Origin of the sequence: Gluconobacter cerinus (genome assembly GCF_002723935.1) — a bacterium.
Classification (GTDB): Bacteria; Pseudomonadota; Alphaproteobacteria; order Acetobacterales; family Acetobacteraceae; genus Gluconobacter; species Gluconobacter cerinus.
On sequence record NZ_BEWM01000002.1, the window covers coordinates 79,207 to 99,104 of the forward strand.

General features: G+C 55.8%; 16 protein-coding genes and 1 tRNA gene. 12 read left to right on the top strand and 5 right to left on the bottom strand.

The genetic code is table 11. From position 1 onward, the window contains the following. Positions 1-128: 128 nt before the first annotated feature. Positions 129-1,109 (bottom strand): L,D-transpeptidase, encoded by a 981-nt coding sequence (locus GCE01_RS04370; protein ID WP_099211262.1) that lies wholly within the window; start codon positions 1,107-1,109, stop codon positions 129-131. A gap of 110 nt (positions 1,110-1,219) precedes the next feature. Continuing rightward, positions 1,220-2,317 (bottom strand): dihydrolipoyllysine-residue succinyltransferase, encoded by a 1,098-nt coding sequence (gene sucB / locus GCE01_RS04375; RefSeq protein ID WP_099211264.1) that lies wholly within the window; start codon positions 2,315-2,317, stop codon positions 1,220-1,222. A 174-nt stretch (positions 2,318-2,491) separates the two neighbouring features. Between sucB and GCE01_RS04380 the strand changes: the two genes are divergently transcribed. From GCE01_RS04380 to rho, 3 genes are all read left to right on the top strand, one after another. Next, positions 2,492-3,142 carry a gluconate 2-dehydrogenase subunit 3 family protein gene (locus GCE01_RS04380; RefSeq protein ID WP_244591083.1) on the top strand — a complete coding sequence of 217 codons (651 nt, stop codon included), beginning with the start codon at positions 2,492-2,494 and terminating at the stop codon, positions 3,140-3,142. Beyond that, positions 3,139-4,668 carry a GMC family oxidoreductase gene (locus GCE01_RS04385; protein WP_099211268.1) on the top strand — a complete coding sequence of 510 codons (1,530 nt, stop codon included), beginning with the start codon at positions 3,139-3,141 and terminating at the stop codon, positions 4,666-4,668. The genes GCE01_RS04380 and GCE01_RS04385 overlap by 4 nt, the downstream gene beginning before the upstream one ends. A 254-nt stretch (positions 4,669-4,922) precedes the next feature. Further along, the gene (gene rho, locus GCE01_RS04390; RefSeq protein WP_046900397.1) at positions 4,923-6,224 is read left to right on the top strand and encodes a transcription termination factor Rho; all 1,302 of its coding nucleotides are present in this window, start codon (positions 4,923-4,925) and stop codon (positions 6,222-6,224) included. Positions 6,225-6,283: 59 nt separating this feature from the next. Here rho and GCE01_RS04395 read toward each other — a convergent pair whose 3' ends face one another. Beyond that, entirely contained in the window at positions 6,284-6,769 is a 486-nt protein-coding gene (locus GCE01_RS04395; RefSeq protein ID WP_099211270.1) for a methylated-DNA--[protein]-cysteine S-methyltransferase, read from the bottom strand. A gap of 423 nt (positions 6,770-7,192) precedes the next feature. Between GCE01_RS04395 and GCE01_RS04400 the strand changes: the two genes are divergently transcribed. From GCE01_RS04400 to GCE01_RS16795, 9 genes are all read left to right on the top strand, one after another. Then, the gene (locus tag GCE01_RS04400; protein WP_099211272.1) at positions 7,193-9,457 is read left to right on the top strand and encodes a PQQ-dependent dehydrogenase, methanol/ethanol family; all 2,265 of its coding nucleotides are present in this window, start codon (positions 7,193-7,195) and stop codon (positions 9,455-9,457) included. A gap of 34 nt (positions 9,458-9,491) precedes the next feature. Next, entirely contained in the window at positions 9,492-10,928 is a 1,437-nt protein-coding gene (locus GCE01_RS04405; RefSeq protein WP_046900400.1) for a cytochrome c, read from the top strand. A 113-nt stretch (positions 10,929-11,041) separates the two neighbouring features. Further along, complete coding sequence (gene mnmE / locus GCE01_RS04410; protein WP_099211274.1) at positions 11,042-12,337, top strand: tRNA uridine-5-carboxymethylaminomethyl(34) synthesis GTPase MnmE; 1,296 nt, start codon at positions 11,042-11,044, stop codon at positions 12,335-12,337. A 3-nt stretch (positions 12,338-12,340) separates the two neighbouring features. Further along, positions 12,341-14,197 carry a tRNA uridine-5-carboxymethylaminomethyl(34) synthesis enzyme MnmG gene (gene mnmG / locus GCE01_RS04415; RefSeq protein ID WP_099211276.1) on the top strand — a complete coding sequence of 619 codons (1,857 nt, stop codon included), beginning with the start codon at positions 12,341-12,343 and terminating at the stop codon, positions 14,195-14,197. Continuing rightward, a complete protein-coding gene (rsmG, locus tag GCE01_RS04420) occupies positions 14,194-14,775 on the top strand; it encodes a 16S rRNA (guanine(527)-N(7))-methyltransferase RsmG (RefSeq protein ID WP_099211278.1) in 582 nt (193 codons plus the stop codon). The genes mnmG and rsmG overlap by 4 nt, the downstream gene beginning before the upstream one ends. Further along, positions 14,765-15,565: a ParA family protein gene (locus GCE01_RS04425; protein WP_099211280.1), complete on the top strand. Its 801-nt coding sequence runs from the start codon at positions 14,765-14,767 to the stop codon at positions 15,563-15,565. The genes rsmG and GCE01_RS04425 overlap by 11 nt, the downstream gene beginning before the upstream one ends. A 6-nt stretch (positions 15,566-15,571) precedes the next feature. Further along, entirely contained in the window at positions 15,572-16,450 is an 879-nt protein-coding gene (locus GCE01_RS04430) for a ParB/RepB/Spo0J family partition protein (protein WP_099211282.1), read from the top strand. A gap of 119 nt (positions 16,451-16,569) precedes the next feature. Next, positions 16,570-16,645: transfer RNA gene (locus GCE01_RS04435), tRNA-Lys, on the top strand. 176 nt (positions 16,646-16,821) lie between these two features. Continuing rightward, positions 16,822-16,989 carry a hypothetical protein gene (locus GCE01_RS16795; RefSeq protein WP_167386116.1) on the top strand — a complete coding sequence of 56 codons (168 nt, stop codon included), beginning with the start codon at positions 16,822-16,824 and terminating at the stop codon, positions 16,987-16,989. 28 nt (positions 16,990-17,017) lie between these two features. Here the strand turns inward: GCE01_RS16795 and GCE01_RS04440 are convergent, their stop codons facing one another. Both GCE01_RS04440 and GCE01_RS04445 read right to left on the bottom strand, forming a co-directional pair. Beyond that, the gene (locus tag GCE01_RS04440; RefSeq protein WP_086634871.1) at positions 17,018-17,707 is read right to left on the bottom strand and encodes a histidine phosphatase family protein; all 690 of its coding nucleotides are present in this window, start codon (positions 17,705-17,707) and stop codon (positions 17,018-17,020) included. Further along, a complete protein-coding gene (locus GCE01_RS04445; RefSeq protein ID WP_099211284.1) occupies positions 17,704-19,752 on the bottom strand; it encodes a hypothetical protein in 2,049 nt (682 codons plus the stop codon). The genes GCE01_RS04440 and GCE01_RS04445 overlap by 4 nt, the downstream gene beginning before the upstream one ends. Positions 19,753-19,898: the final 146 nt, after the last annotated feature.

Consider the following 19,898-nt stretch of genomic DNA (forward strand, 5'->3'; position numbering starts at 1 on the left):
AATAGAGAACGCTCATTACTGTTACTACCCAGCGCTGAGAACAGGAATTACCATCCTGTAATATAAACTTCATACGGAATACCAAAATCTGTCATAAATATTATGAAACATTTTGGTATTGGAATGTATCAGGGTAACGGCCGCTTGTCCGCGATGGGATCAATCTTCGGCTCCGTCAATGGGCCGGAATCCACTACAACAACCAGATCTCCTGCGATCGGGGTCGCCTCCCGGTCCTTGGGCAGGAGTGCCGCAAAGCGTGGATCATAGCTGGCCGCCTGTTCGTAAAGCGCATCTATTAGACCATAATGATCCATGAAGCGGTTCATCGTCGCTGGAATTCGGATACACCCTTCAGACGCAGAGTGACCAAGTCTCCACTCGAGAAACTGTGGGTCCGTAGCGTGAATTTCCAGCCGGATCTGCCCGGTTTCATGTTTTGGGAGCCAGCCCTTCATTGCCGTCTGCCATCCCATATCCCAAACACGAGATCCTTTGGCACCAATCCCGCGGATACCATATTTGTTTTTTGTGCCTTCAGCGCGATAGCCCAAGCGGTCGGCTGAATTTTGGAAAACGCCTGTCGGAGTAATGTAATAGTATTTCCGGCCTGTTGTTCCTGTTGAAACAGGAGTGCCTCCCAGCGATACCCAAGGTTCGTCTGGTAACGCCAGAACAAAATCAAGATGTTGGATACGCTCATTCCGATCCACAACCATAATCAGTTGAGGCCGTGACACAGGCTGATTGGCCTTTGCAACTTCAGCCTGAGCAAGAGAAACAAAAGCCTCCCGACGGTCCTGCTTATAAGTCGTAAAACCCTTCACGGTCTTTGCCATCATTTTCACGAGGCGCGCAGCTTCCTTGTGGGCCTCTGCATTGCTGACGACAGGAAGTGGCGGAATCTGAACCGCAGGAACCACCGGCGTAGCATCTGTCACGGGATTACTGGCGGGCGGAGGAACAGAAACGTCTCCACCTGGTGCACTCGATGCCGGAGGAGTTGGATCCGCATGTGCGCACGCCGACAACAAAGGACCGCCACCACATAATGCGGTTGTCACGACAAAAAGTCTGGCAGAGCGATACAATGTGGAAACAGGCCGCATGGACAGGATTACCCTCGGTTCATAATGGTTCAATGAACGCGGGGGATCGGCAGAACCGTCCAGCGTTCAGCGGGAGACGCGACGCCTTAACGCGCCATCTCCCCAAAAAGTCACAGGTCGAGCAACAGGCGTCTTGGATCTTCAACAAGCTGCTTCACTCTAACAAGAAAACTGACCGCTTCCCGACCATCAACAATTCGATGATCGTAGGAAAGTGCGACATACATCATCGGTCTGACAACAATCTGACCATCCCGCACAACGGGTCGATCCTGAATGGCATGCATCCCCAGAATACCCGATTGCGGAGTATTCAGAATCGGCGTGGACAGAAGTGAGCCGAAAATGCCTCCGTTCGTTATGGAAAACGTTCCAGAAGAAAGCTCATCAAGCTTGAGAGACCCAACTCTCGCACGCTTTCCATAATCAGCAATCCGACGCTCCAATTCGGCGAAGCTCATCTGATCGGCTTCATGCAGAACCGGGACAACAAGCCCCCGTTCCGTGCCAACAGCAATGCCCAGATTGACGAAATCGCGATAGACAATCTCGTCGCCCTCGATCTGAGCATTAAGTGCCGGGTAATCCTTCAGCGCTCCAACAACAGCCCGGGCGAAAAATGACATAAAGCCCAACCGGGCACCGTCATGCTTTTTTTCAAACTCATCACGATATTCTGCCCGCAAGGCTTTTGCCGCTGACATATCGATTTCATTGAACGTCGTGAGAATGGCAGCCGTATTCTGAGCTACTTTTAGATTCCGTGCGATAGTCTGACGAAGGCGTGACATGGGAACACGACGCTCGCGACCATCATCCTGCCTTTGCGCTGAAGGAATTGGTGCTTTGGCCGGTGCAGCAACGGGTTCCGGCTTCGGAGCAGCAGCAGGCAAAGGTTCGGGGGCAGGCGTGGAAACAGGCTCAGGCTTTACTGCTTCGACAGGAGCAACGGGAGCGACAGTCGGCGCTTCAGCCGTTTCGTCCACTTCTCCCAGAAGCCCCCCTATTTCCACCTCTGTGCCAACCGCGATGCAATTCTCAAGACGCCCGGCGGACGGGGCCGTCACCTCAACGCTGACCTTGTCTGTCTCAAGTTCGAGAATTGTTTCATCGTGCTGAACATAGTCGCCAGACTGCTTCAGCCACCGCGCGACGATTGCGGTCGTCAGGCTTTCCCCTAGCGCCGGTACCCGGATTTCGACCGCCATCGTCACTCCTTACTTGCACAAACATCCCGATCAAGGGATGGATCTCTATAAAATTCCCGTTCCGTCGGACATACGACAGGATCACAAAAACAGGATAGTGCATCTTGCGGCCAAACGGGAGTCAGGAACTATCCCTATGCCGGGACTTTGAAAAGAAGAGCAAAGGACACCGTCATGCCCCTTCCCTCGGATTATCCCGAATTTCTTGCATCCGATCATCTTTCTGGAAGGACGCGCGACATTCTCGTCACGCGCCTTGAGGACGACCGGTTACAGGCGCCACGCGTCCTTTCCCCAAAAGCCTTTGCAGTTCTTGAGGCCATCCTCCCGGTTCTGCTTCCTCAGGAAGATATTCTGGGAAACAGTCCCCTTAATCTGGCCGTCCGCATAGATACCGCCCTTGCCGGACCACGCGACGGCTGGCGGTTTGCAGAACTTCCTCCAGACGTCACGGCATGGGAGCAGGCATTACTGACTCTGGATGATCTCGCCCAAGCTCAGCACAGCATGCCGTTCCCGGCGCTTAATGCTTCAGAGATTGGTCAGACGCTCGACGAACTCGCGGAAGGACGCCACGGCATAAACGCGGCTAACCGCCTGACGCCTGAGCAGATGCAAAAGTGGTCATTCGATCTCCGGGCAGACGCGATTGAATGCTTCCTCGCCGATGCTCGTGTTCAGGATGCGCTGGGAATTTCCGCCAACCTCAACGGTGGGGATGGTGTGTTCCAAGGGTTTCAGACTGTTGATGCCAATGAGCGGGAATCCTTCGAACCTTCACCCAAATTCCCTTCAGCCAAACCGAGAGACAAGACCTTTCCATGAAGACCTATGCCGAAACAGAGATTCTGGACGTCATTGTCATCGGGAGTGGCGCAGGTGGCGCTCCTCTTGCCGCTCGTCTGGCCCAGGCCGGAAAAAGTGTCCTGGTCCTAGAAGCGGGCCCGAGCTTTTCACCCTCCCGTTATACATCTGACGAGATCGAGGCGCGCGAAATCTACTGGCTGCATGAACGTCTGTCTGGTGGCCGCAATCCTCAACCTTTCGGTGGAAATAATAGTGGCACTGGCGTGGGCGGCTCCCTGCTGCATTATGGTGCTTTTCTACCCCGCCCTCATGCTGGCGATTTTCGGCTTCATACTGAAACCGGCCGCAGTGTGGATTGGCCCTTTTCTTATGAAGAACTCCTCCCCTACATAGAAGAGGTTGAAGCCTTCATTGGTGTCTCGGGTCCATCCAACTATCCATGGGATCCTACCCGGCGTTATGCCTACGCCCCTCCACCAGCCAATCCGGCTGCGATGAAGATGCGGGAAGCTTGCGACGCCGTTGGTATTCGTCATGCTGATGGACCAACGGCTCTCATTACGCGCGATTTCAACCAGCCTCATTTTGGAACTCGTAAAGCGTGTGCAAATTGCGGCGCATGTCATCAGGGCTGCCGCAACGGGGCCAAGTCGGGCGCAGACAATACGTGGCTTCCCCTTGCTGTCGCGCATGGTGCTGAAATTCGCTCTGGATGCCACGTCCATACAATCGAGACGAACCAGGCTGGGCGCGTCACCGGCGTCGTCTATACCCGAAACGGTGAAAACGTCCGCCAACGCTGTGAGCGCCTTGTTCTGTCTGCTGGTGCTGTCGAAACGGCAAGACTGCTGCTTCACAACGAACTGGCAAACAGCTCCGGACAGGTCGGTGAAAACTACATGACCCATATCTCGACGCAGATCTGGGGAGAAATTGATGAGGAAGTACGCCCAAACCGGGGTTATCCGTCCCTCACAATCACAGAAGACATGATGCGCCCCAAAGATGCTGATTTTGCGGGGGGCTATCTGATCCAGTCTCTCGGAATGATGCCGATCACCTGGGCCTCCAACATTGCACGCGGGTCAAAGCGTCGTGGAGCAGATCTCGTAAGAACATTAGCCGGGTACAACCGCAGTATCGGCATGGGGATCCATGGTGACTGCATGCCCAGCCCCGAAAACCGGGTCGTTCTGTCAGATGAAAAAGATGCTCTAGGTCTGCCAAAGCCACTCATTACCCACAGCTACGGCCCGAACGAACTGGCAATGCACGCTCATGCATCGCGTCTGTTAACGCGCATGTGGGAAGCCATCGGAGCCAAGGATCTACGTCTTCTTGATCGGGCAGCCCATATGATGGGAACGGCACGGATGGGGACGGAGTCCGGCTCTGCTGTCGTCACCCCATACGGCCAGAGTTTTGATATCGACAACCTCTGGATCAGTGATCATTCAACCTTTCCCAGTGCCACGGCAGCCAATCCGGCCCTGACCATTATGGCCCTGTCCTTGCGCACCGCAGATGCCATGCTGAAAAACTGATTTATATCAAAGTGCCACCCCGGAACGCACGAGGCTTGACACCCCTTTGTGCGCTCCGGTAATTCGAGCGTGACTTCTTGGTGGCTATCAGCTGCCCGGTCTCCTTTCCTAACCGGATGATGCCCGTTTGCGATGCCCGGCCCTTCATGGGTGCCAGACATCCCGAACCACTGCTTCCGATCCAGTTCTTGCATCAGGCAGGCACATCCTCCCCCATTAAGGTCTGCCCAAAGGGCACATAAGGCGCGTCTTTCATGCATCTCGCCGAACTCAAGAAAAAATCTCCGGCCGATCTGCTGGCTTATGCAGAGGAACTGGAGATCGAGAACGTCTCGTCCATGCGCAAGCAGGACATCATGTTTGCCATCCTCAAGACCCTTGCCGAGCGCGATCAGGCGATCTACGGCGAAGGAACGCTGGAAATCCTGCCAGACGGTTTTGGATTCCTGCGCAGCCCGGAAGCAAATTACCTTCCTGGCCCTGACGACATCTATATTTCCCCAACTCAGGTTCGTCGCTTCGGCCTCCGCCCTGGCGATACCGTCGAAGGTCAGATCCGTGCGCCTCGCGACGGAGAGCGTTACTTCGCTCTGCTGAAGGTCAACACCATCAACTTCGAAGACCCGGACGTTGTCCGGACTCGTATCAACTTTGACAATCTGACGCCGCTCTACCCTGAGCGCCGCCTGAAGATGGAAGTTGAGCAGTCCGAGCCAGCCGCCAGCGAGTCTTCTCCGCGTAGCAAGGGCAAAAAGGACCAGCGCGACTACACCCCGCGTGTAATCGATCTGGTGACGCCAATCGGCATGGGCCAGCGCGCCCTGATCGTTGCTCCGCCCCGTACGGGTAAGACCGTGATGCTCCAGAGCATCGCTGCGTCCATTTCGGCTAACCACCCTGAAGTCTTCCTGATCGTTCTTCTGATTGATGAGCGTCCGGAAGAAGTGACGGACATGGCGCGCTCGGTGCGTGGTGAAGTCGTGTCTTCCACCTTCGACGAACCGGCAACACGCCACGTTCAGGTGACGGAAATGGTTCTCGAAAAGGCCAAGCGCCTTGTCGAGCACAAGCGCGACGTGGTCATCCTGCTGGATTCCATTACGCGTCTTGCCCGCGCCTACAACACCGTCGTTCCTTCATCGGGTAAGGTGCTGACAGGTGGTGTGGACGCAAACGCCCTGCAGCGCCCCAAGCGCTTCTTCGGTGCGGCCCGTAACATTGAAGAAGGTGGATCACTCACCATCATCGCAACAGCCCTGATCGATACGGGCTCGCGCATGGACGAAGTGATCTTCGAAGAGTTCAAGGGCACTGGTAACGCCGAACTCATCCTGGATCGCAAGCTTGCAGACAAGCGTACCTTCCCGGCCATCGACATCACCAAGTCTGGCACACGTAAGGAAGAGCTTCTTGTTGAGCGCGGTGAGCTTTCCAAGATGTGGGTCCTGCGTCGCATCCTTGCTCCGATGGGCACGATGGATGCCATGGACTTCCTGCTGGACAAGCTCAAGTACAGCAAGTCCAATCAGGACTTCTTCGATGCGATGAACAACTGATCCTGTTGTTTACGTCACAAAAAAGGGGAGCCATGGCTCCCCTTTTTTATTGGGCTTTCTCACTCACCCTTTTCGAGATTGAGGAGAATTCTCTTGTCTACAACACCATTCAGGCCCGAATAACCTCCTAGACCCTTCGTTCCCACAACACGATGACACGGGATCAGAACAGGGATCGGATTCGCGCCCATTGCTCCCCCTATGGACCGGGCTGATCCACCCGCCTGAGCCGCAATCTGGGCGTATGTCCGGGTCTCTCCGTAGGGGATTTCAAGGATTGCCTGCCAGACCTTCTGGCGATACGGCGTGCCATATGGAGAAAATGGCAGACTGGAAAAATCTACCTTTTCGCCATCGAAATACTGTTCGAGCAGATCCCGAACTTTTACGAGGAGCGGAGTTTCCTCCTGATCGCGTCCCCATCCCCAGTCGAGAGCGACAATACGCCCTTCGTCTTCACTGATGGTGAGGGCTCCAAGAGGAGAATAACAGGATAGCTGTGGCATACAGCTAGGCTGCCTGATGCCTTGGAAAGCGTCAATCATGCTTCCCTAAAAGAGTCCCGATCAAAAAAACGTATGCATGCTCTGCATATTCCGGGAAGCCGATATTCTCAAATAACATATGGAACTATTTTCGTATTCTTTCCTGAAATACTCTGCAATCTGTTGGGAAATAGCCATTCGTGTGTCAAAACTGCGACAGGATCGCTCAGATACAGGTCATTAGTTTTTGAGAACAATTCTCATCTAGTTGTTTTTCGATTTTTGTCAGCATAACGCTCACGGAAACGTCAGAAGCTCAGTTTTCTATAAACAATAAGATAAGGAGTAGTAAGTTCTCGTGATGCTGGTTTTCCAGGCAACTTCAAAAACTGATGATTCCTTACCTGTAAGGCATCCATCAGGACTTGAGCGGTCCGGAATATCAGCAGTAAGAACAGTCTTTGCAAAAAGGACAGTCGGATCATGGTTTCTGGTCTACTGACGCCGATCAACGTTACGAAGAAGCGCCTTCTGGGCTGCGCGGCCGCACTGGCATTCTGCGCAGCTTCCCCTCTTGCCCTCGCTGAGGACACCGGTACCGCCATCACCAACGCCGACCAGCATCCAGGAGACTGGATGAGCTATGGTCGGACCTACTCCGAGCAGCGCTATAGCCCCCTGGACCAGATCACCAAGGACAATGCCGGCAATCTGAAGCTGGCATGGCACTATGACCTGGATACCAACCGTGGGCAGGAAGGTACGCCGCTGATCATCGATGGCGTCATGTATGCCACGACCAACTGGAGCAAGATGAAAGCTCTGGATGCAGCAACAGGCAAGCTGCTCTGGTCCTATGATCCAAAAGTTCCCGGCAACATTGCTGACCGTGGCTGCTGCGATACGGTCAACCGTGGCGCGGCTTACTGGAACGGCAAGGTCTATTTTGGCACGTTCGACGGTCGTCTGATCGCTCTGGACGCCAAGACTGGCAAGCTGGTCTGGAGCGTTTATACCGTTCCCAAGGAAGCACAGCTCGGTCATCAGCGCTCTTACACGCTTGATGGCGCGCCGCGTATTGCCAAGGGCAAGGTCATCGTCGGTAACGGTGGCGCAGAATTTGGCGCCCGTGGCTTCGTGACAGCGTATGATGCTGAAACGGGTAAGGTGGACTGGCGCTTCTTCACTGTTCCAAACCCCGACAACAAGCCGGACGGCGCAGCTTCTGACGATGTGCTGATGTCCAAGGCTTACCCGACATGGGGCAAGGGCGGCGCATGGAAGCAGCAGGGCGGCGGCGGTACCGTCTGGGATTCGCTGATCTATGACCCGGTCACAGATCTCGTTTACCTGGGCGTCGGTAACGGCTCACCATGGAACTACAAGTTCCGGTCTGAAGGAAAAGGAAACAACCTCTTCCTCGGCAGCATCGTGGCCATCAATCCTGATACCGGCAAATACGTCTGGCATTTCCAGGAAACGCCGATGGACCAGTGGGATTACACCTCGGTTCAGCAGATCATGGCGCTCGACATGCCGATCAATGGCGAAATGCGCCATGTGCTCGTTCATGCGCCAAAGAACGGCTTTTTCTATATCCTCGATGCCAAGACCGGTAAGTTCATTTCCGGCAAGCCTTACACCTACGAGAACTGGGCCAATGGTCTGGACCCTGTAACGGGCCGTCCGAACTATAACCCCGACGCTCTGTGGACGCTGAACGGCAAGCCCTGGTACGGCATTCCGGGCGATCTGGGTGGCCATAACTTTGCTGCCATGGCTTACAGCCCGCAGACGAAGCTGGTTTACATCCCGGCTCAGCAGGTTCCGTTCGTCTATGACCCGCAGAAGGGTGGCTTCAAGGCTCACCACGATAGCTGGAACCTTGGTCTGGACATGAACAAGATCGGCCTGCTGGATGACAACGATCCGCAGCACAAGGCTGACAAAGCCCAGTTCCTGAAAGATCTGAAGGGCTGGATCGTGGCCTGGGATCCGCAGAAGCAGCAGGCAGCGTTCACGGTTGACCACAAGGGTCCGTGGAATGGTGGCCTTCTCGCCACAGCTGGCGGCGTTCTGTTCCAGGGTCTCGCGACCGGTGAATTCCATGCTTACGACGCTACGACAGGCAAGGATCTGTTCAAGTTCCCAGCCCAGAGCGCCATCATTGCTCCTCCGGTGACCTACACGGCTCACGGCAAGCAGTATGTTGCAGTTGAAGTGGGTTGGGGCGGTATCTATCCGTTCTTCCTCGGTGGCGTAGCTCGCACCTCCGGCTGGACCGTCAACCACTCACGGATCATCGCCTTCGCTCTTGATGGCAACGACAAGCTGCCTGCCAAGAACGAGCTTGGATTTGTTCCGGTGAAGCCGCCTGAGAAGTGGGATGAAGCCAAGACCAAGGACGGCTACTTCCAGTTCCAGACCTATTGCGCAGCCTGCCACGGCGACAACAGCATCTCTGGCGGCGTTCTGCCTGACCTGCGTTGGTCCGGTGCGATCCGCGGGCCTGAGAAGTTCTACAAGCTCGTCGGCAAGGGTGCTCTGACGGCCTACGGTATGGATCGTTTCGACACGTCCATGTCTCCGGCTGAAATCGAAGACATCCGCAACTTCATCGTAAAGCGCGCCAACGAGTCCTACGCAGACGAAGTCAAGGCCCGAGAGAATGAGGCAGGCGTCCCGAACGGCGAATTCCTCAACGTCCCTCAGGGTCCGGTTGCGCCTGCAACGCCGGACCATCCGTGACGGGAAACCGTCACGCTGAAAGGAATGACGTGACATGCTCAAGGCATTAACTCGGGACAGACTGGTATCTGAGATGAAACAGGGATGGAAATTCGCGGCCGCAGTCGGCCTTATGGCAGTGTCTTTTGGCGCTGCCCAAGCCCAGGACGCTGATGACGCCCTGATTCAGCGCGGTGCCTACGTGGCCCGCCTGTCTGACTGCGTTGCCTGTCATACAAGCCTGCACGGTCAGCCTTTTGCTGGTGGTCTGGAGATCAAGAGCCCGATCGGGACGATCTACTCCACCAACATCACGCCTGACCCGACATACGGTATTGGCAGCTACACACTGGAAGACTTCACCAAGGCGATCCGCAAGGGTATCCGCAAGGACGGCGCGACGGTTTATCCGGCCATGCCGTATCCTGAGTTTGCCCGCCTGTCTGACGACGACATCAAGGCCATGTATGCCTTCTTCATGCATGGCGTGAAGCCGGTCGCCCTTCAGAACAAGCAGCCGGACATCTCTTGGCCGATGAACATGCGCTGGCCGCTGGCCATCTGGCGCGCCATGTTCGTGCCGACCGTTACACCGGGTCTGGACAAGAGCATCTCCGATCCGGAAGTGGCTCGCGGCGAGTATCTGGTGAACGGCCCGGGCCATTGCGGCGAGTGTCATACACCTCGTGGCATGGCCATGCAGGTTAAGGGTTACACGGCCAAGGACGGCAATGCTTACCTGTCCGGTGGTGCCCCCATCGACAACTGGATTGCACCAAGCCTGCGCAGCAACAGCGACACAGGTCTGGGCCGCTGGTCTGAAGACGATATTGCTGAATTCCTGAAGAGCGGCCGTATCGACCATTCCGCCGTCTTCGGTGGCATGGCTGACGTGGTGGCCTACAGCACGCAGCATTGGACTGATGACGATCTGCACGCCACAGCCAAGTACCTGAAGAGCATGCCTGCCGTGCCTGAAGGTAAGAACCTTGGTCAGGACGATGGCAAGGCAACAGCCCTGCTGGAAGCTGGTGGCAAGGGTGATGCGGGCGCAGAGGTTTATCTGCATAACTGCGCCATCTGCCATATGAATGACGGTACAGGCGTCAACCGTATGTTCCCGCCTCTGGCTGGCAATCCGGTTGTCATCACCGACAATGCAACGTCGATGGCTAACATCGTGACCTTCGGCGGCATTCTGCCTCCGACGAACACAGCACCATCTGCTGTTGCCATGCCGGGCTTCCGCGATCATCTGTCTGACCAGCAGATCGCTGATGCCGTTAACTTCATGCGCAAGAGCTGGGGCAACCAGGCTCCAGGCACACTGTCTGCTGCAGACATCCGCAAGCTGCGTACAACAGGTGCTCCGGTTTCCACAGCAGGCTGGAACGTGTCATCCAGAGGCTGGATGGCTTACATGCCACAGCCTTACGGCGAAGGCTGGACCTTCTCCCCGCAGACGCATACGGGTGTGGACGAGGCTCAATAAGCCTCTTCTGACCCTGTCGGTCTGACAGAAACGGGCGGTCCGGAAACGGACCGCCCGTTTTCTTTTGTGCAGGCCGATTTCACATGACGACGTCCTGCATTACATAAAGGGGCATGAACCCCTTTTCCTCCTCGGACCCCCAGGTCATTTTTGCTCTGGCCACAGGCGCAGGTCGCGCAGCGATCGCCATCATGCGCGCCAGCGGACCGGGAAGCGCCTCTGTTCTCCAAAGCCTGTGCGGGTCCCTGCCCGAACCTCGGCGTGCCAGCCTCCGAAGCCTTCGCCATCAGGGCGAGGTGATGGATCATGCTGTAGTGCTTTGGCTGCCAGGGCCAAAATCGTACACCGGAGAAGATGGGTTCGAGCTACACCTGCATGCAGGTCCGGCCGTTATTGCGTGTGTCGCTGACGCCCTGACGGATCTAGGCGCCCGCCCTGCAGAGCCGGGAGAATTCACAAAGCGCGCCGTGCAGAAGGGCCGACTGGATCTCCTGCAAGCAGAAGCCATCGCAGACCTCGTCGATTCCGAGACTGAAAGCCAGCGCAAACAGGCCCTACAACAAGCCGATGGGGCGCTAAGCCGCCTTTATGATGGATGGGCTCAACGATTAAGGCTTGTTCTGGCCCATCAGGAAGCTCTGATCGACTTTCCCGATGAAGACCTTCCCCCCGAGGTGGAACACACTCTTCTGGCCGAGATGTTAGCTCTACATAACGAGATGTCCGCTCATCTTCAGGACAACCGTGGAGAACTGATGCGTCAGGGTCTGACGGTCGTGATCGCAGGCTCGCCAAACGTCGGAAAATCAAGCCTTCTCAATGTGTTATCTGGATATGACGCAGCTATTGTCACTCACCGCGCAGGAACAACACGGGATGCCATTGCGGTAGACTGGGTTCTGGATGGCGTTCGTCTTCGTCTGATCGACACCGCCGGGCTGCGGGAAACTGAAGATGAGATTGAGGCGGAAGGTATTCGCCGGGCACTGTTTCACGTGAAACAGGCAGACGTTATTCTGCACCTCATTGGGCCGGATGAAGCAGCCGATGCTTTGTCTTCCGATGAAATTGCAGTCCGAGCAAAAATCGACATCGCGCCAGCGCCCCCGAACATGCTAGGCATCAGCACCCAGACGGGTGAAGGTTTGTCAGAACTGCGAGCCTTCCTGACCCAACGGGTCTCAGCGATGACGGCCAATGCCGGAGCGCCACCTTTGACCCGTGCTCGCCACCGTGCAGGCATTCAGGAAGCTGTTACGCACCTGGATCTCGCCCGAGGTGCCACGTGGCCCGAGTTGCGCGGAGAAGAGTTACGCCTGTCCATGCAGGCTCTGGGACGTCTGACAGGACGTGTTGATGTTGAATCCCTGCTCGATGCAATTTTCGGGCAGTTCTGTATCGGGAAGTAAGTTTTGAGCGATTTCGATGTCATCGTGATCGGCGGCGGCCATGCTGGTTGTGAAGCAGCCGCAGCGTCAGCACGCTTTGGGGCCAAGACGCTCCTGCTGACGCACAAGCTCGAAACCATCGGGGCTATGTCTTGCAACCCTGCCATCGGCGGCATCGGCAAGGGACATCTCGTGCGTGAGATTGATGCACTGGATGGACTGATGGGCAAAGCCGCTGATCGCGCTGGCATCCATTTCAAGCTGCTCAATCGCTCCAAAGGACCGGCTGTGCATGGTCCTCGCGCGCAGGCAGATCGCTCCCTTTACAGAACGGCAATTCAAACCCTTCTGGCAGAAACACCCAACCTGACCATCGTGGCAGGTGCGGTTGGAGATCTGATTGAAGAGAACGGAAATATTCGTGGTGTGATCTGCGAAGACGGTCGGTCCTTCCGGTGTGGCGCCGTGGTGCTCACGACAGGCACGTTCCTGCGCGGGGTCATCCACGTCGGCCATGAACAGCAGCTTGCGGGGCGCATCGGTGAAGCGCCCGCCACCAAGCTGGGAGAACGACTGGAAGCTCTAAAGCTTCGTATGGGGCGCCTCAAGACTGGCACACCACCACGCATTGCCCGCAACAGCATTGACTGGGAGAGCCTGCCTGAAGATCGGGGTGATGAAGTTCCAGAGCCGTTCAGCCCTCTAACGAGCAGCATCACGAACGCCCAGGTCTCATGCCGGATCAGCCAGACCACACCGGAAACGCACCGGATCATCAACGAAAACCTGCACCGTTCAGCCATGTATGGTGGCGCGATTGCAGGCCGTGGCCCACGATATTGCCCATCGATTGAGGACAAGGTTGTCCGTTTCGCAGAGCGGTCTTCCCATCAGGTTTTTCTTGAGCCCGAAGCGCTCCCTGGAAATCCCGGGGGTGACCTTGTTTACCCGAACGGGATCAGCACCAGCCTTCCCGCTGATGTTCAGGCCCTCATGATCGCATCGATGCCGGGGCTGGAAAAAGCGCGGATCGTCACAGCCGGATACGCTGTGGAGTATGATTACGTCGATCCGCGAGAACTGATGCCCTCACTTCAGTTGCGCAGCCTGCCTGGCCTTTACCTTGCGGGGCAGATCAACGGCACAACAGGCTATGAAGAAGCCGGCGCTCAGGGCCTTCTCGCTGGCCTGAATGCCGCCCGCGCGACCGCCGGAAACGATCCGCTCATTCTGGATCGGAGCGATGCTTATCTGGGTGTCATGATCGACGACCTGACATTGCACGGCATCAGCGAGCCCTACCGCATGTTCACGTCCCGGGCCGAGTATCGCCTAAGCCTTCGGGCTGACAATGCAGACCTGAGACTTACGCCAAAAGGCATGGACGCTGGCTGCGTTCTCTCTGAACGCGCTGAAGCCTTTACCGACATGAAAACCCAGATTGACGCAGCCATGGCACTGGCAGCATCGACGACCTTCCTGCCCCAAGCCCTCAAGGACGTGGGGTTTGAGGTCTCTCTAGATGGGCGACGTCGGAGCGTTCTGGACGTTCTTGCCAGCAACGGCGACCATTCGAAGGTGTTGGATCTGGCGCCATGGTTTGGTGCCCTGCCTCTCCGTATCCGCCGCCATGTGGAAACGGAAGCTCGCTACGGCGGCTATCTCCAGCGGCAGGATCGCGAGATCAAGCAGCTCGCATCCGAAAGCGCCATCGCCCTTCCGGACAATCTGGACTACAACGCTATCGGCGGTCTGAGCAGTGAGATGCGTGAGCGTTTTACTCAGGCACGACCAACCAGCTTTGCAGCTGCGCAACGTGTGCGAGGTGTAACCCCCGCTGCGCTGGTTGCCCTGCTGGCCCATGTAAGGACCCTGTCATGACCACCGTTTCACGTGAAACGCAGGAGAAACTGGAACGCTTCGCAGACCTACTCGTGCAATGGAATGCGAAGATCAATCTGGTCAGCCCAAAAGATCTAGGCCAATTGTGGCCACGCCATATCCAGGACAGTCTGCAACTTGCAGACATGATTCCTGCTGGTGCAACCATTACTGATCTGGGCTCAGGCGGAGGCTTTCCTGGCCTTATTCTGGCAATCGCAACAGATAATCCTGTGACGTTGATTGAGTCCGATCAGCGGAAATGTGCCTTCCTCCGAGAAGCTGCTCGCATCTGCGGAGCCAAAGTCACGGTCATTCCAAAGCGAATTGAAGCGGCAACCCCGCCAGAAGCCGACATCATTACCGCCCGTGCGCTGGCCCCGCTGGTCAAACTGCTCGGATGGGCGCGTCCTTTGCTGAAAGAAAACGGATTTTGTCTGTTTCTCAAAGGCATAAAGGCGCAGGATGAGTTGACCGAGGCAAGCCGTGACTGGCACATGACATCTACCATTCTTCCCAGCCGCACCGACCCCGGCGGAGCCATTATCAAGGTCAGTGATTTCAAGCGTGTCGTCTAATTCCGTATCCCCCACCACCCGCATCATTGCCGTCACCAACCAGAAGGGCGGTGTTGGCAAAACCACGACCACAATCAACCTAGCTGCTGCGCTGGCACGGAAACAGCGCGTCCTGCTCGTTGATCTGGACCCTCAAGGCAATGCCTCGACCGGGTTGGGCATTGAGTATGATCAGCGGAATATTGGCACGTATGCCGCCCTGATGCAGGAAGCGGAGCCTCAGGCTCTCGCACAGCCGACAGAATTCGAAAATCTTTCGATTATCACCGCCAATAATGAGCTGGCTGGTGCTGAACTTGAGATGATCGCAGATGAGCGTCGTGAATATCGTCTAAGGGATGCTCTGCGCTCCCTTGAAGGCGACTACGATACCATCCTGATCGATTGCCCGCCCAGCCTTGGCCTTCTCACGCTCAATGCCCTCGTCGCTGCAGACAGCGTTCTCGTGCCGCTACAGTGTGAGTTCTTTGCGCTGGAAGGGATCAGTCAGCTCGTTCGAACCATTGACCGTGTGCGGCGCGCTTTCAATGCAGATCTGCATCTCGAAGGCATTGTGCTGACCATGTACGATCGGCGGAACAACCTTTCAGAACTCGTCGCACAAGATGCGCGGGGTTTCTTCGGTGAGCAGGTTCTTGAAACGCTGATTCCCAGAAATATTCGTATTTCCGAAGCCCAAAGCCATGGCAGCCCCGTGCTGAATTATGATGCACGCTCCACAGGTGCAGTCGCCTATGTGGCACTGGCGGACGAACTTCTGAAGCGAACCGAGAACAGGACAAAGGCGTAAGCTGCGATGGCCAAAAAGGACACTTCTCCGCGCCTCGGTCGTGGTCTTGCCGCCCTTCTGGGCGATCAGGCTCCCCAACTGGCCCGTGCTACGCGCGCCAATGCGCCTGTTCAGCAGCATACGTCCCTGCCCGTTGACGTGCTGGAGCCCAGCCCCTTTCAGCCCCGTCAGGACATGAACCCTGAGCGACTGGAAGAACTGGCCAATTCCATTCGGTCCCGCGGCGTTCTGCAGCCCCTCCTCGTTCGACCAGACCCGACCAACCCTGAGCGATACCAGATCATCGCTGGCGAGCGACGGTGGCGCGCCTCTCAGCTTGCTGGGCTGCATAGTGTCCCAGTGCATGTACGCCAACTGGATGACACGGATGCCATGGCAGCCGCGCTTGTGGAAAACCTTCAGCGCGCCGACCTGAACCCGATTGAAGAAGCTGAAGGCCTTCAGCGGCTCATCACAGATTATACCCTGACGCAGGAAGAACTGGCCGGCGCCGTCGGAAAATCCCGACCTCATATCACCAATACCATGCGCTTGCTGAACCTGCCGCCAGAGATCCGGGCCCATGTTCGCCGCGGTGAACTCTCCGCCGGACATGCCCGTGCCCTTCTGAGCCATCCGGACCCGCTAGCTGCGGCCAAAACTGTTTTGGAAAAAGGGCTGAATGTCCGCCAGACAGAAGCTCTTGTTGCTGAAAAATCAGAGAAGAAAGCCGTTCAGAAAAAGCGCCGGGACGCAGAAATTGTCCAGATTGAAGAAGATCTGGCTCTTCGGCTGGGACTTAAAGTCCACATCGATTACGATGGAAAAAAGGGCGGCTCGCTAAAGATCGATTACCGATCTCTTGAACAGTTTGAGAGCCTCATGCGCCTTCTCAACCGGGAATAAGAGGCGGTTATCAAAGGGGGCCATCATTTTTTTTGGATTTTATTCATTATAATCTGAAAAACCCCTTGCAAGCATTCCCGCTTCCCCTTTATAAGGCGCCTCACCGGAAACGGAGCGACGGGCACATAGCTCAGTTGGTAGAGCAGCTGACTCTTAATCAGCGGGTCCAAGGTTCGAGCCCTTGTGTGCCCACCAAGCTCCGTTTCCGGTCTTACCCTTGAAAATATAATTTTCTAAATTCGGTTGCTTTCGCTTTTAAAAAGCATTCGCTCGAGCATTTTCACAAAAATTAAAAACAATAGTACCTAAAAGAGCGTTCTTTGGTGCTAATGAAATCTTCCTATCGCCATTTTTGACGACAAAAAGATCTCATGGAAAAAGCTTTAAAGAATTTTTGCTCGGCGCTGTTTGCAGTTTTGTTATACAAGCTTCTGCAAGAGTACCATCACGCATCCTATATTCTGGCTGCACTCGGCGGTTGCCTGATGCAATGGATTGTTGATGTGACAAGTGCTCGCTTAAAGAAAAAGAATACCTGACCAAGACCTCTTCAGAGGCATCCCCGGTTTATCCCCGAAAATCTGGCAGTTCATTAACAGCCACAACACGCCACAGCCCATTGATACGCTCGATAATCGAAATCGATAGATTTTGAATAGTGAAGCGCAGAGCAATATCAGGGTGAATGGCCAGAGCATGTGAAAGTGCCGCCCGGATCGCGCCACCGTGGCTCACAACAACCATATCCTGACCAGCATTTGCGTTAGCAAGATCTTCCAGCCCATGGGAGACGCGCGCACAAACATCCAGCATGCTTTCTCCGCCCGGCGGAAGCTCACTGGCTGACAAAGACCAGAATGGATTGGGCGGCAGCCTCAGCAGAGAGAGAAACTGATCGTGCGGCGTTCCGTGCCACTCTCCGATAGATTGCTCAATAAATCTTGGATCAACAGTGACGTCAGCATGTGTAAACGCTCCTGCACAGCGTATCTGTGCAGCAGTGTCACGTGCTCTTTGCAGCGGTGAGGTATACCAGACAGCATCGGACGGCAGACGTCGAGCCAAAGCAGCGTATCCACCCTGCTGGCTTGCCATCGCATCCCTGCAAAGCGGAACGTCCATCGCGCCATACATGGTCTTTCGCGCGCTCGCCTCTACAACGGCATGTCTGATCAGCCAGAAGCGGGTAATACCGCGCGGCAGTTCAGGCGTATCAAGAAAGTGTCCATGAGGGACGGCTTGGTCTGTCTGTGTCATGAGAGAGGCGCGTAACGGGGAACAGGGTTGGCGTCCAGAAGAACGTCCCAGTTTTCCAAAATGAGCTCAAGTTTGGCAAGCACCCGCTTCGCGTCTGCGCATTCGCGCTGCAAGCGCTGCTTTTCGTCCAGGCCTTCGTGCGATGGCTCTCCTGAGACCAGACGCGCGCCGCCACACAATCTCAAAGCTCCGGCATGGCCATTCACCAAGGGATGTGGAACCGGAACGGGTTGGCCAAGAACACAGAGAAGTGCTGCCTCGCCCTCCCCTACCCATGGTGAAAGGTCTGCGTTGAGCCACCGGTGCAACTTACGCGCATCTTCCAGTCCGAGAGGCACATCCGGATTTTTGGGGTCTTCCACCAGAAATGACAGAATGGTCGGCACAGCGTCCCACCGACCGTCATCAATAGGCTTCCCGACGGGCAGTAACGTGCAGGTAGGACTGGCCTCTACCAGCTTAACAGCCTCAGTCATGAAATCATTGAGTCTTTGACGGATCAGGGAATCAGAAAGCGAAAAGAGCGCATCCATTTCAGCGAGAGCGGCATGCCAGCGTAGGGCCAGACCAATATTATGACCATTATTCAACGCGTGCCTGTCAGCCTGCTCAGGCCACTCGTCTCGATTTCCATAAGACTTTAGGCCTTTTGGAAGCGAAAACGCTGGAATCTTTTCCAGGATCACATTCGGCAGCAGAAGAGCCCCACAGAATGGCGGTCCCGTAAAGAATTTGGACCCTGTGATCATAACCAGCAGACCATCCCTGACCCATTCGGAAACACGCGACGGGCTGAGGCGAGCCTGACAGGCATCTACCACCACACTCAGATGCTCTCCCAACTCAGCCTGCAACTCTGCAACCGTTTCCATATCAGGCGCAGCAAGACCCGTTTTTGACTGATCCAGACGATGCAGCAAAACATGTCGGCCAGCTTTCACTTCTCGTCTGGCCAGCTCGCTGCATTCGGCATTGATGTCTTCAAGCGGACGCGAAGTTCCATCCTCATTCCGGATGGTAACCCCGAACAGTTGTGTGTCTTCAGGGAATCCCTCAATCAGTTCTCCCTTCCCGACTGTCGTGGAGCATGCGCTGTCACCCGCGAAATGACGGCCACGCGCAGCAAGGGGCACGCCGCTTCCTGTCTCGTCGGGCGCCAGAAGAATGGAACTGACTGGTCGATCTGTTCCAGCGGCTACAAGGGCAAGAACAGCAAGTTCGCAATCCGTGCCAGACGCCGACAGAAGAACAGCATCTTCAGGCAAACCGTAGTGGCGCCCGATACCCGCGCGCGCGCTTCTGACGATGCCTTCCTGCACAAGATCCGGGTCCTGCTTGGACAGAAGCGCGTTCATCATCATGCAACGCGCGAACTCTGCTCCCCCGAACCCCCGCTCTGACAAAGAGGAGGCTGTGGAAGAACCGAACGTCACGGCCCAGGGGCGTGGACGATGAGAGCAGGAATACTTGTTCAGGCCAGTTTCGGGATCAACGGCCAGCCGGGAATCCCCGCCACCACTCATCAATGTCTCTGCCGGCGCCATAACGTGCCACAGACGCACCAGAACGGGTCTGAGGCGCTTTGCGTCATCTTCGGTGAACTCAGGCGTATTCGACAGGTGTTTCTTCAGAGCTCCCCAGAGGGACAGAAGCGTTGTGCTGTCCGGAACGTCTCCCGCACAGAGAGCCAGTTCCTGCGGAAGGGGATTGACCGCGTTCGTATCAAGCGCATGAAAGAGAGCGGCAACACGAGCAGCCGCAAAACTCGCAAGCCGGGCGTCTGCTCCGTTGTGAAGAAGCCGGAAAAGCTCAACAGCCTGACGAAGGAATGTCGGAGACAGACCCGGCATTCGCAAACAGGGTTCACCCAGCTTCAAACATGCGCGGCCTGTAACCGAATGCGGTTCAGACAGAAGATTCTCACCGAGTTGAAAAGACTGCTCCAGCGAAATATCAAGCTCGGGCATCAGCCCTGCAGCAACGACCCTCAGATCCGGACGCTCCAAAACGTCTACAAGCGATCGGGTCAGTATATCAGCCAGCATACCTCTAATCTCCTGCCTAACAGGAATGTCTGGGTAGCTCATTAAGGAACTCGGGGCGAGGCCTTAATGGTTACGGGAATTGGTTTCATTAATATTACCATGATCAAAGTTTGCGCCTCTTGTACAACACTGTAAGATACTTCTTC